Annotated in this window: 13 protein-coding genes and 1 tRNA gene; 7 read left to right on the top strand and 7 right to left on the bottom strand. The window is 26.0% G+C overall.

The genetic code is table 11. From position 1 onward, the window contains the following. Positions 1–60: 60 nt before the first annotated feature. The 3 genes from J3E06_RS01145 to J3E06_RS01155 all read right to left on the bottom strand — a co-directional run bounded on the left by J3E06_RS01145 (position 61) and on the right by J3E06_RS01155 (position 3,168). On the bottom strand, positions 61–357 hold the full coding sequence (locus J3E06_RS01145) for a hypothetical protein (protein WP_013180484.1): 297 nt from the start codon (positions 355–357) through the stop codon (positions 61–63). Positions 358–641: 284 nt separating this feature from the next. Beyond that, a complete protein-coding gene (locus J3E06_RS01150; RefSeq protein WP_013180485.1) occupies positions 642–1,625 on the bottom strand; it encodes a methanogenesis marker 2 protein in 984 nt (327 codons plus the stop codon). Between the two features lie 295 nt (positions 1,626–1,920). Then, entirely contained in the window at positions 1,921–3,168 is a 1,248-nt protein-coding gene (locus J3E06_RS01155) for a phosphoglycerate kinase (protein ID WP_013180486.1), read from the bottom strand. 474 nt (positions 3,169–3,642) lie between these two features. On the opposite strand from J3E06_RS01155, the gene J3E06_RS01160 reads away from it, so the two are divergent. Further along, on the top strand, positions 3,643–4,173 hold the full coding sequence (locus J3E06_RS01160; RefSeq protein WP_013180487.1) for a hypothetical protein: 531 nt from the start codon (positions 3,643–3,645) through the stop codon (positions 4,171–4,173). An 8-nt stretch (positions 4,174–4,181) separates the two neighbouring features. Beyond that, positions 4,182–4,781 carry an adenylate kinase family protein gene (locus tag J3E06_RS01165; RefSeq protein WP_326480563.1) on the top strand — a complete coding sequence of 200 codons (600 nt, stop codon included), beginning with the start codon at positions 4,182–4,184 and terminating at the stop codon, positions 4,779–4,781. Between the two features lie 141 nt (positions 4,782–4,922). On the opposite strand, the gene J3E06_RS01170 is transcribed toward J3E06_RS01165, so the two are convergent. Next, positions 4,923–6,386, bottom strand: coding sequence for a tripartite tricarboxylate transporter permease (locus J3E06_RS01170; protein ID WP_013180489.1), 1,464 nt, complete (start codon positions 6,384–6,386; stop codon positions 4,923–4,925). A 155-nt stretch (positions 6,387–6,541) separates the two neighbouring features. After that, a complete protein-coding gene (locus tag J3E06_RS01175) occupies positions 6,542–7,210 on the bottom strand; it encodes a hypothetical protein (RefSeq protein ID WP_048187174.1) in 669 nt (222 codons plus the stop codon). Between the two features lie 458 nt (positions 7,211–7,668). On the opposite strand from J3E06_RS01175, the gene J3E06_RS01180 reads away from it, so the two are divergent. The 5 genes from J3E06_RS01180 to J3E06_RS01200 all read left to right on the top strand — a co-directional run bounded on the left by J3E06_RS01180 (position 7,669) and on the right by J3E06_RS01200 (position 10,978). Continuing rightward, positions 7,669–8,124, top strand: a complete 456-nt coding sequence (locus J3E06_RS01180; RefSeq protein ID WP_013180491.1) for a cytochrome c — start codon at positions 7,669–7,671, stop codon at positions 8,122–8,124. A gap of 172 nt (positions 8,125–8,296) precedes the next feature. Next, entirely contained in the window at positions 8,297–8,767 is a 471-nt protein-coding gene (locus J3E06_RS01185; protein WP_048187540.1) for a YeeE/YedE thiosulfate transporter family protein, read from the top strand. A 295-nt stretch (positions 8,768–9,062) separates the two neighbouring features. Further along, a complete protein-coding gene (locus J3E06_RS01190) occupies positions 9,063–9,665 on the top strand; it encodes a DUF3343 domain-containing protein (protein ID WP_013180493.1) in 603 nt (200 codons plus the stop codon). Positions 9,666–9,848: 183 nt separating this feature from the next. Then, positions 9,849–10,697, top strand: a complete 849-nt coding sequence (locus tag J3E06_RS01195; RefSeq protein WP_048187542.1) for an NAD(P)H-hydrate dehydratase — start codon at positions 9,849–9,851, stop codon at positions 10,695–10,697. Between the two features lie 206 nt (positions 10,698–10,903). Continuing rightward, positions 10,904–10,978 (top strand) — tRNA-Ile (locus tag J3E06_RS01200). A gap of 357 nt (positions 10,979–11,335) precedes the next feature. Here the strand turns inward: J3E06_RS01200 and J3E06_RS01205 are convergent. Together J3E06_RS01205 and J3E06_RS01210 are read right to left on the bottom strand one after the other, a co-directional pair. Next, a complete protein-coding gene (locus J3E06_RS01205) occupies positions 11,336–11,725 on the bottom strand; it encodes a hypothetical protein (RefSeq protein ID WP_013180495.1) in 390 nt (129 codons plus the stop codon). Between the two features lie 27 nt (positions 11,726–11,752). Beyond that, positions 11,753–12,397 carry a haloacid dehalogenase gene (locus J3E06_RS01210; protein ID WP_013180496.1) on the bottom strand — a complete coding sequence of 215 codons (645 nt, stop codon included), beginning with the start codon at positions 12,395–12,397 and terminating at the stop codon, positions 11,753–11,755. Positions 12,398–12,655 lie beyond the last annotated feature (258 nt).

Raw genomic sequence — 12,655 nt, forward strand, 5'->3', positions numbered from 1 at the left:
ATTTTTATTGATATTAAAATAAAATTAAGTGGGCAGTGGTTTCCCAATATTATAGTTTAATTAAATTACTTCACATTTTAAACCATACACTATTGTATCCTGAGGAAATAAATCTTTAATTTTAATAATTATTTCATCCCTATTTTCATCGGTTATTTTTTCATCTTCATTCAATTCTTTATCCAATGAAAAACCAGTTCTATGATAGTATGTATTTTCCATAATCATTGCCACTTCGGGAAATTCTATAGAAACAACTCGTGAATCTTCGCCCAATATATTTACAATACCTTTTAATATATTTTCAAAATCGATTACTTCTTTGTTGTAAAAAACACCATCAACCATTAATTTCATAAAATCACCAAAATTTAGATAGTTTAAAGGTATATTAATTCAATTAATATTTTTATACAGTTAATTTAAAAATTATATTTGAGTAAATTAATAATAACGTACAAATAAGTATTAAAATTAAAAAATAAAGCATTATTTTGAAAATTTTATATATTATATCTCATATATTATATAATATGGCATATAATATGGCATACTTCAAAATATATATCATATTCCTCTTTTATACATTCTATTGTATACTACAAATTATAACATATAATATAAATATTTATCAATTTTTTTTAACATCCACAAATATATTCTTTCTCAAAGTCATACAATAATTCTTTATCATTCTTATCATTTGTGATATAATACTTTTTATCTGCTTTAACCTCACCACAAACTTCTGCTGTGATATTTACATCTTCTAACGTCTTTTTTAGTGCATTTACATTATTTTCGCTTGTAGTAAATACAAAAGCACTTCCTGGATATATATTTAACCATTGCGACATTGGAATATCATCACTTTTTGGTATTTTATCTACATTAACCACTGCACCTTTTCTCGAAACTTCTAATAGCATTCCAAGAGTTCCCAAAGCTCCAGGATTACTAATATCTTTACAAGCGTTTGCAAGCTTATTCTCCCCTATGTCGACTAAAGATTTTAATTGAGACCTTACAAGCCTTTTAGATTTCATTGAAGTTGTATCCCAGTTTAAAGAAAAATCATCGTGTGCTTTCCCATCAATATCGTAGGCAAAAACTATTTTATCGCCTGCTTTAGCTGAATCACTTCTTAAAACGGAATCTTTCCTAACTGTACCCGTTATTGAAACGTCTAAAACGTTGCATTGTGCGTCAGGGTGTGTATGTCCCCCAACTACGGGAATTCCAAATTTTTTAACGCCGTCCTTTAAACCTTTTAATAAATCTTTTCCCATTTCTAAGTTTTTTATACCAATTATATTTGTCATCCCGATTGATTTACCACCCATTGCTGCGATATCGTTTGCATTCACCAATACAGAACAATAACCTGCCCAGTAGGGATTTTTTTCCAATAATTTACCCCATATTCCATCTGCGGCCAAAAGGATTGCATTTTCGTCATCATAACCGATAATTGCTGCGTCATCACCAAAGTCTGATATAATTTCAAAATCATAATCACATTCTTCTGCGTTGAATTTAAAATTATTCACTACATTTTTTATTTCCTTTTTACGAGTCACCCCGTCAAAAGTTTTTACTAAATTAACTACGCTCTTTAAATCCATATAAAATCGCCTAATATTGTTTAATATATAGTAATAGATGAGATATATTAATTTTAAACTGTTAAATTTAAAATATAATCATAAAATATAATTTAATGTTTTATTTAATATTCTTTTTTTCTTATTATTTATTAAGCTATTGATTTAAATAATAATCAAAAATTTGAGAATAAGATAGATTATATAAGATAAATTAAATTATTGAAAAATTTAATAGTTTAAAAAATAAATAATGATAAGTTATTATTTTACTTTTATATTTTATATATACATTATTTTATTATTAGTATTGGCATTATTTGTTATTATATTTTTTATAGGAGTCCCTTAAAAGTTCAATAACGGGCAATTTTTTACCCGAAAGATACTCAATACAAGCCCCTCCACCCGTACTAATATGGTTAATTTTCTTTGAAAGACCTATTTTTTCAGTTGCCGCTGATAAGTGTCCCCCACCAATTATTGAAAAGGCTTCTGAATCAGCTATGCTTTCAATTAATGATTTAGTACCTGCCATAAAGTTAGGGTCTTCAAATACTCCCGCAGGACCATTTGCTACAATAACTTTTGCACTTTTTAACTCTTTTTCGTATATATTCATTGTTTTTCTGCCCATATCAAATATTGGATAATTAAAAGAGTCTTCCTCATTTAAATCTCGTTCTACCCGTTCATTATTGATATTTAAAGCCACATCTACAGGTGTTAATATCTTACTTCCATATTTAATTAATAAGCCTTTTGCAATGTCTATCTGGTCTTTATAACCCATTTTTTCAATTGTATCTACATTAGCGCCTATATCATAACCCTTAGCTGATAAAAAAATGTTTGCTACGATACCACTTGTTAAAACCTTATCTGCGATATCTTTTTTAAGAACGTTGTCAATAACTTCGATACTGTCATCAGCTTTAGCTCCACCTACTGCATAAACACAAGGTTTTTCCGGGTCATTTAATGCTTTAGTTAAGCTATGCAATTCTTTTTCCAAAATTCTACCTGCCAACATTGGCATATAGTATGCAAAGCCTACTAATGAAGGTTGAGCCCTGTGAGCTGCTGCAAAAGCATCATTTATAAAGTAATCAAAAAGAGGTGCCAATTTTGAGATTGCAACGGTATTGGCTTGTTTTTCAGGAGTGATGTTTTCCCATTTTTTCCAGTCTGACATAACTTCTTCTGCTAAAAATCTGAAATTTTCAAGCATTAAAATCTCGCCACTCTTTAAATTTTCAATTTGGTTTACTACTGCACTACAGATTATCGAGTCTATGAACTTTACAGGGTAATCCAAAACTTCAGCTAATTTTTTCGAGTGTTGCTCAAGCGATATGTAGTCATTTTTGCCAGGTCTACTTTGGTGTGCGATAATAACTATCTTCGAGCCTTTTTTAACTAAATCACATATTGTGTCCTTGCAAGCTTCTATCCTTGTGATGTCAGTTATTTCCTTCGTTGATGGGTCGATGGGACTATTAATATCTACCCTCAAAACTACAGTTTTATCCTTTAAATCAAAATCATCTATTGTATAATACATATTATCGTCACCAAATCAATTTATTACCTTTTCAATTATTTGATTATTATTATTATTATTATTATTTAGTATTTTATTTAGTATTTTATTTATTTAATTTTATTTTTATTTATATATTCAAATTGTATAGTTATTGTGTTTCTAAGATAATCTGAATACCTATTTCGCCATATTAATTATATCAGTATAATAATTAAATCAATTATATATAAGTATGTAGATTATAATATTTGGGTACATTTTAGTGTATAATTTTAGTGCATATTTCGTGTATAGTTTGTATATAGTTTGTGTATTTTAATTTATATCCAAATATGATTTTTTATGAAATATAAAAATTCAATCAAAAAAGATATATAAAAATAAACATAAAAGATATATTGATTTTAAAAAAATTAATAATATAATCATATGATACTAAAAAAATGGGCATATATATAAGTTATTTGAATTCTAACCTTAGGAGGTTGAATAATGTTAAGAAAAATAAAAAGAATATTTGTTGGCAATAAAGAATTACCTGCACAAGTACCTATAAAAGAGGAAGAATATGTTATATATGGGGAAAATAAAGGCAAATTACCTATAAAAAATGAAGAAAGAATTCCAATACAAGAAGTACCAGAAAAAGTAGCAATATCTGAAGATATACAGCCAGCGCCAGAAACACAACCGCAAACTGTAAATGTTCCTGAAGAAAAAATAAAAATTATAACTGAAAAAATAAACCCTAAAATGATAATAGCAAGAATAAAATCTCCAGAAGACTTTGAATACCTTAAAGAACGACTTAACAAAGAAATTTATGACGTATTCATCATAAATCTTGAAGAAGTTCCTATCGAAGCTATCATAAAACAGTTTTCAGACTTTAGAAAGTATCTTGAAACTTTAGGCTACAATTTGGGCGGATTGAGCGAAAACATTATTTTAGCATACAGGGACGAAGTAGAATTGGATAAATATGTTTCAGATGCAATTGCTAAAAGTATGGTGGGACAATAAAAATTGCAATAACTGGTACTCCAGGAGTTGGAAAATCAACTGTTTCAAAAGTATTTTGCGACATACAAAATTATAAATTATATGATATAACTAAAATTGTCAAAGAAAAAGAGTTGTATTATGAAAAAGATGAATCAATGGATTCCTACGTTGTTAATTTCAATAAATTAAAAGAATTTTTTGAAAAAGAAATATATTCTAATGAAAATAAAGAAAATAAGAAAAATAAGAAAAATAATTTAAAAAATGAGTTAGATAATAATATTGTTATTGAAGGGCACGTTAGTCAGCATCTTGATATTGATTATGATTATATAATTGTTTTAAGATGCGAACCAAAAATTATTGAGGAAAGGCTCAAAAAAAGAGGCTATTCTGAAAATAAAATTAAGGAGAATGTTGAAGCTGAAATAATGGATGTTTGTCTAATTGAATCATTAGAAAGATATAAAAACGACGAAGAAAATTCAAAAGTTCATGAAATAGACTGTACAAACAAAAAACCCGATGAAATAGTTAAAGAAATAAATGATGCACTAACTACTGATGAATTAGAATATGGAAAAGTTAGCTGGCTTGAAAAATATTTTGACTATTTGACTATTTAAGTGCATAATTACAATAAAAATAATAGAAATAGAGATAATAAATTAATAAATATAAAAATAACAAATATAAAAATTATTATTTTTCATATATTTTATCTAATTATATCATATTTTTATTTTTATCAATAAATTAGTTAAAATTTAAAAATTCAACAAATAAAATAAAATTGTTGGATATATTAAATAAGACATTAGTATAGACGTATTTACGTTTTTATACAAACATAGTAATCCCAAAATTATGGATATGGCAAATATAATTATGTTATAAAGCATATTTTGACTTAAAAACGTTAATATTGTGATAATTGATACTATTCCAAACAATAAATATTTTGATATTTTTTTATAACTTATTTTATTGCCATTTTGCTTTTCCGATTCATTTTTCTGAGTTTTTAGAAGTAAATTTGAAAAAATTTTCGAGATTTTTAAAAGTAAAACAAAACTTAAAACCGCTGAAATTAATGAAACTCCCAATAATTTAAACAATTCTAAATCAACGTTTAAATTACTTATTAATTGTGCTGAACCACTTCTACCAACCCCTATAACCATTAAAGCCCATATTGATAGCATTTCATTAGATATTACGATAGCCCCTTGTGAAATTAAAAAATTTTCCAAATTCTTCAAACTCTTCAAATTATTATTATTATTATTATTATTATTATTAGTATTATTATTATTATTATTAGTGCTATTATTATTAATTTTTAGTAAATTTTGTAAGTATTGGAAAAATTGTATATTTTGTATTTTTCTCACAAATACGCCTAAAAAGTAGTTTATTTGAGAACCTCCAAAAGCTGGAATGATTATTCTAAAAAAACCGCCGATAGTACCCATTAATGAATAATAAAAATAATTAAACAAGGATTCTTTTTCAAAAGTCATTTTTGGAGTATATATATCGTTCAAATTTTTAGAAATATCCTTATTCTGAAAATTACCAAATAAAACATTGTGTATTAAAATTGGTATACCGAACATACCTGTAAAAACTAAAGTTAATGTAATATCAAAAGATGGGTTAATCGATAAGGTATATATACCAAATAATCCGGAGATTATTGAAAGTATTATCGTCCATAACCTATTTTTTTCAGATAAAATCGCCAAAATTAACAAAATGGATAATATGTAAGCCATATAGTTTTTTAATCCGCCATAAATTACTGAAATAACCGAATAAACATCTATGGTATTATTGGATATAACATTTATTACTACCGATACCCCAAACAATGATAATATGATTATTGTAGACAATAAAACACTTAATAAACCGCCCAAACCCGATGCAAAAATACCATTATGCGCATTACCTTGTTTAACATATTTTTGGAGAATATTTACCGAAACAGCGGTTTCTGAGTCGGGAACTCCAAAATAAGCAGTTGGAATGTAATTTATAAAATAATGAGATATAACCCAGCTGATTAAAAAATAAATTAATAAATTATCATTTAAAGTATATTCGTAAGTTAAAAAAGCTACTGTTGGTAAAAAAAGATTAGGATGGATTCCAATACATAAACCAGTGCATATACCGCAAATTACACCTGCAAATATACTTAATAAAGCAAATATTAAATTATGCAAAATTTCACCGGTTTTTAATTTTTTAAAATAAGTAAACTAATTAATAAGTAATAAGTAATAATTAGTAAGTAATAATTAATAAGTAATAATTAATAATTAATAATTAATTTTATTAGATAATATAGATTATGAAGTATATTTATTTTGATATAGATTTAATCGACTAAATGAGATTTGCAATAGCTACAAATTTCGTAAGTATCATTTATTTCTGAAATATTTACATAAGTCTTATTTGTTATTCTACTGCCATAAGGACAGTTATCTAAAGTATGATAAACTTTTGAAGAAGATTTTAAACTAATATATACTAAACTTAAATTATATTCTGTTTTATTTTCATTTAATATTGCCCTTGTCATATTATTTTGATTATCTGCATTTTCGATAGTTTTTATATTTGATTTAGAAACTATTGTTAAATCAGAGGCTTCTTTTAAGTACATTATTTTATAACCCATATACTCGGTTATTTTTCCAATTACTTCTAATTTATCTCCTTTTGATATATTGAGGTTGTATATGTAGCGATTATACATTAAATCCTTATTATTATTATTATTATTATTATCCCCATTCTTTAACAAATTATTTTCGGGATAAATTATTAATGAATTTTGATAATCTATATTTTTGCCACTGCAATAATTTTCATATTCGTCATTTTTACATATTTTTATTTTATAAGTTTCCTTTTCATGAATATAGTCTATATAATAGACAATTCCCAAAGTTTTTACATATTCTCCAGCTTTTAATTCAGATATACTTTTGTTTTGGGGGTCTAATGGTATATTAATTAGCAAAAATCCCAATAAAACCATTAAAACGCATAAAAATCTTATAAAATTATTGTTCATACATTATCATTTTTTAGTTTTTAGTTTTTAGTTTTTATTATTATTCTTATTATTATTATTATTATTATTTTATTATTATTTTTATTATTTAATTTTATTATTTTATTTAATTTTATATTTTGTTGCCATCATATATTCCATATTTATATTAGTAGGTATTATATAAATTAATATGTATTTAGATATTAGATTACCTAAACACTACTTTTATATACCATATATGCGAAAATATTATTTGGCTATATTTTCAGAATAGCTTAAATATATATCAAAAATAAAGATTTCTAAAGAGTATATTTTTCAAAATATTGATACATATTAAATAACTTAATATTATATTGTTTATTAGATTAATTAATATGTTTGATTTAGAAGATATATTTAAATAAATTATAATGTTAAAAAATTTTTAAAGTGAAAAAATGAAAATTACACCGGGAAAAGTTGGATTATTTGCAGGATTTTCAGCAATAATATTGGAAACTATTTTTAAAGTTACACCACCACCAGCATACGGTTTATGTATTGCTTGCCATACGAGAGATTTAACCAATTGGATTGTTAACAACGCATTTGGAACTTCATTAGGTATGGCACCTGTTTCAAAAATAATTCCTGTATTAACAGTTGTTGGTATATTTATAGGAGCTTTAGTTGCTGCAAAAGCAAACGGAGATTTCAAATTAAGAACTACGCACAATATGGTAGTTGGATTTATATTAGGTCTTTTAGTTATCAACTTTGCATTATTAATGGGCGGTTGCCCTGTTAGAATGGCTTTAAGAACTGCTTACGGCGATATGATATCATTAATTGGTTTAGTATTCATAGCAATTGGTGTATACGTAGGTACAGAATTCTATTTAAAAAGAGCTTAAGAATTATTGAATAATAGTTAATTAACGAGTTTAAGTAATAATTATTGATTAAAAACTTAGATTACGTCAAAAACGAACTTAATGTAATTAAAATTGGATAAAAATAATAAAAAATAGATAAAAAATAGATAAAAACAACATTCAAAATATGGTGAAAAGAATGTCAGAAGTTATAAACTGGCTTCCAGCAATTGGAACTTTAATATTTGGTCTCATTCTTGGATACCTTGGACAAAGGTCTGCACTCTGCTTCTGCGGTGGTATTCGAGATATGATATTAATAAAAGATAGTTGGTTATTCAAGGGTTTAATCGGATTTATTGGAGGCGCCCTTATAACTGCAATATTATTCAGCTTATTAGGTCAATTGCCTACATTCCCATGGATAGTTACAAAAGGATTTACTGCAATACCTGGAGATGCTGCAGGAAGTTTAGGATTAATGCCCCACATCATCGTTACAGTTATTGGCGGTCTTGGTGTTGGTATATTATCCATTATTCAAGGCGGTTGTCCATTCAGAAACTTTGTTATGGCAGGAGAAGGTAATAAAACAGCTATTGCATATGTATTCGGTATGGCAGTAGGTGCTGTAATATTCCACCAATGGGTTACTCCATTAGTACAATCAATATTATCATAATTAATCTACATAAAATATAAAATACCCTATTTTATTCTTTTTAGAATTAGAATTACTTCGACTTATTTCGACTTTTTTCAGATTATAATTTCAGTAATTATAATTTATGTAAAAAATAATTAAAAAATTAAAAACAATTTAATAGTACATATCATAAAATGTATTTTAAAATTTGATTATCAATAATAATTATTTCCATATAGTGTTAATAGAGAATATTTGCACAGATATGTACGGTTAAAATCTCTAAAATTGATGAATAATAATTAATTGACCCCCGCCATTTGGTGAAATTATGATACTAAAAAAATTAAAGAATATTATATCAAAGTCAGAAAATCCAAAAGATTTTGAATCGCAAAATACTTCAAAAAACAAGACAGGTAATGAAAAATTATCTGGAAAAGGGCTATTAATTTTTAAAAACGTTAAAGATACAATAAACTCTGAAAAGATATTGAAAAAGAAAAATTACAATATAAAGGTAGTCGCACCCCCTGCAGAGGTTCGAGAAGGTTGTGATTTAGCTTTGCAATATGAAATAATAGAAAATATAGAAATAATCCGAGAATTAAAAAATAATGATATTGAAGTAATTAAATCCATATCCCTTGAAGAAACTATGTTAAAACCAATAGAACTTGTAAAAATTAAAAAAATTGGTGAACATACGATGTATAGGTCCGGCAATATGAAAATAACGTTGGATAAAAACGGGATAATTACAAATGTTTCGGGAGGCGGTTGTCCTGATGTGCCATATCTTACCATAAAATTGATGAATAAAAATATTTCAGATATCCCAGAACAAGAGCACCCTAAAGAATTGGGGTATTCATTATGTGCATATACGCTCCATAAAGCCTTTGAAAGGGCTAAAAACCACAAACAAAATTAAATCAAGTAGAATAAAATAAATAAAATAAAAAACAGATTATTATTATTATTATTATTATTATAAGTATAATTATAAGTATAATATGTTAATTACACCATATATAATATAATTTTAAAAATATAATTAAAAATTAGGTATTATAAACGATAGGGGGATATCATGGAAAATAATAAATTCTCCGAAATGGTTATTGCTGGAACAATTCCTATTCACGGCTTAGGACTTACAAAAGGAAACGTTGAAATCTCATTCGATAATATAAGGTTTTATAATGAAAACATTCCTGAGAATACGGTTCAAATACCAATTTCTATGGGTACTGCTACATTGATAGCTTCTTGCTATAAAACTCTTCAATATTTTAATAGAAGTAAGGAGTTAATTGCAATACTTGCAGGCGATATTGGAGATGGAGACGGTAGTGCTAAGATATATGACGAAATCAGTCATTTAAATAACAAATTCCTTATTGTACACTACATAAAACCAAAAATATCCGAAATCAGTAGGGTTGATTTTGAAAGAAACTTTGTAGTTGGGGATGCAGGTGGAATGTATGCAGGAAAAGCTGCTGGAATAGGCGATAAATTTAAATTATTCCTGCCAGATGTTGGAGAATTAGCATTTTTAGCAGATAAAGATTCTTCACATCCTGCATATGTAAGGGGCTTTATTTCAGAAGTTGACGATTTAGATGTTGTCAAATTGATAAAAATGGCGTATGAAACTGGCAAAATGCCTGATAATATGATTGTGAAAGGAGAAACAGATTATATTGTTGAAAAAGGTGAAATTATAGCCTCAGTTTCAGAACCAAAACACGCCGCTATGGAGTGTATTGGGGGTACAGGCGACAATTTAACAGGTATAATTTCAGGTTTAATCTACTGCGGTTATGAAATTTCAGAAGCTTGTACATTGGGATGTCTTGTAAATCGAGAAATTGCAAATATGATTAAACCTACTCCGGACACCAAAATTAATGAAATAATTGATGCCATACCTGACGCATTAGATAAAATTATCGAGTAAATATTTTTTAAAATAAAAAATAAAAATAATAAATTCTCTATTTTTTAAAAGATTATCAAATTTAAATATTAAAACAGCGCCCTTTTAAAGAATACTAAATTTAAATTTATTAATTATAAAAAACTTTATATAGTATGAGTGCATAGTTGAATTTGCGTTTAAGATGAAAGGTAAAACAAGAAATCTTAAATTATAATAGGAACATTAGGACAGTGGCTCAGCCTGGTTAGAGTGCTCGGCTGATAACCGAGTGGTCCGGGGTTCGAATCCCCGCTGTCCTACTTTTTATTTTAGACATATTAATTTGTACATATAGATATACAAATATAATATATAAAATTCTATTGAGTATAAAAAGGTTAATAAAAAATCTCATAGGCTAATTAAATAGTTAGATATCTTACAAATAGATAATTATTAATACCATAACCGTGTATTGTATATTAGAAAAATAACAACTTAAAAATTAAATAATTAACATTATAATATCCTACTAAGTTATTAAATATTAATATATACGAAATACTAAGGAAAACCCCTATTTTTTGATACAAATTCCCCCCTTTAATTTTTTTTAATTTTAAAGATATTTAAAAAGAAATAATTGTTTTATTTAGCACATAAGTTATAGTAAATTTTTAAAAATTCCCAAAAATGTTTAAAATTTCTGAAACGCTTATAATCCCTGTTAAGACTGCAGTAATTGATAATATTACAAGCAAAATGTTTAAAACTACAAATCTTACTAAATATGCCATAATCGCTTTTTTCCAAGTTGTTTGAGCTTCTTCTTTTATCAAATAGATAATTACTAAAACTCCCCCAAATAATCCAATAAAAGGTACAAACATTAGTATTATAGATGCTAAAGAGCTATAAACAGAAATTTTTAAAGATTTTATAAAATTTAAATCTATTTTTATCACTTTTGCGCCGAATAACGTTGAAAGTGTATCAATTAATGTATATCCAAGTATTACGAATATACTTGCCACACCCAATATTGAAATTAAATAAAAAATATCCATAATTTCCCGTTTTACCCCATTTTCGTATTATAAATCGTTTGATTCTTGTAATTTTTTCAATTCATTTCTTAATTTTAAATTTTCAACAAAATTAATAAAATCTCCATTTGTTTTTTCGACTAAACTTCTTGAAACGTCTTGTTTTCTTCTTAAATTGTCTATTACGTGGTAATAATCAAATTTCATAATAAAATCATATAAAATTTCCATAACGTCATTATAAAACTCTGCATCGTCCTTATTATCTTTTGAAATACAATCTAAAACTTTTCTACGAAGTTCCCCTATTACATCACATAATCCTAAAATGTAGCTTTCTTTTAACAAAGTACTGCATTCTTTCTTTAAATCTTCATAAGTTGGTATTTTTTTATGAGTTGTTATCATATGGTATACTATTGCTTCCACATACTCTTGTTGTGGGGTACCCAAGTATTTTTTAAATTCAGGAAACTCTACCGTATGACTATGTAAATTATTTAAATCGTTTGTTAATTGATTAAAGGATACTTCTTCGTCTTTCTGTATTTTTCGTATTGTAATTCCGCAATTTCTTACAATATCTCTTGAAAGTTTTAATATTTTTTCTCTTTTTAAATCTTTATTTTCAAAAAAATCAATAAGTTCATTTTGATTATTAAAATTATCGTAATTTAATAAATTTTTTTCCAAGATACCACCGTATGGTCAGTTTTTTTAAGAATAATTTGTAATAATTTATAATAATTAATAATAATACCCAATAATGTACTTAATACTATATTTATGAACAATTATATCTCATTGGGATTATATAATTGTATAATTATATAATTATGTTATACATATTTTGAGTTCAAATTTGAATGGTATTAAAATTTGGTACATAATATTATATCCCATTAAATACTTAACATCATCAAGAGGATATCAATAACAATAGTATGTTAA

It is taken from the genome of Methanococcus voltae, assembly GCF_024807655.1.
Lineage (GTDB): Archaea > AGJL01 > Methanococci > Methanococcales > Methanococcaceae > Methanococcus > Methanococcus voltae_D.

Bases quoted from the DNA above. Each gene is read 5' to 3' on its own strand.
- J3E06_RS01205 (WP_013180495.1), bottom strand. From the start codon at position 11,725: ATGGATATTTTTTATTTAATTTCAATATTGGGTGTGGCAAGTATATTC.
- J3E06_RS01150 (WP_013180485.1), bottom strand. From the start codon at position 1,625: ATGGATTTAAAGAGCGTAGTTAATTTAGTAAAAACTTTTGACGGGGTG.
- J3E06_RS01160 (WP_013180487.1), top strand. From the start codon at position 3,643: ATGTTAAGAAAAATAAAAAGAATATTTGTTGGCAATAAAGAATTACCT.
- J3E06_RS01190 (WP_013180493.1), top strand. From the start codon at position 9,063: ATGATACTAAAAAAATTAAAGAATATTATATCAAAGTCAGAAAATCCA.
- J3E06_RS01155 (WP_013180486.1), bottom strand. From the start codon at position 3,168: ATGTATTATACAATAGATGATTTTGATTTAAAGGATAAAACTGTAGTT.
- J3E06_RS01145 (WP_013180484.1), bottom strand. From the start codon at position 357: ATGAAATTAATGGTTGATGGTGTTTTTTACAACAAAGAAGTAATCGAT.
- J3E06_RS01195 (WP_048187542.1), top strand. From the start codon at position 9,849: ATGGTTATTGCTGGAACAATTCCTATTCACGGCTTAGGACTTACAAAA.
- J3E06_RS01180 (WP_013180491.1), top strand. From the start codon at position 7,669: ATGAAAATTACACCGGGAAAAGTTGGATTATTTGCAGGATTTTCAGCA.
- J3E06_RS01175 (WP_048187174.1), bottom strand. From the start codon at position 7,210: ATGGTTTTATTGGGATTTTTGCTAATTAATATACCATTAGACCCCCAA.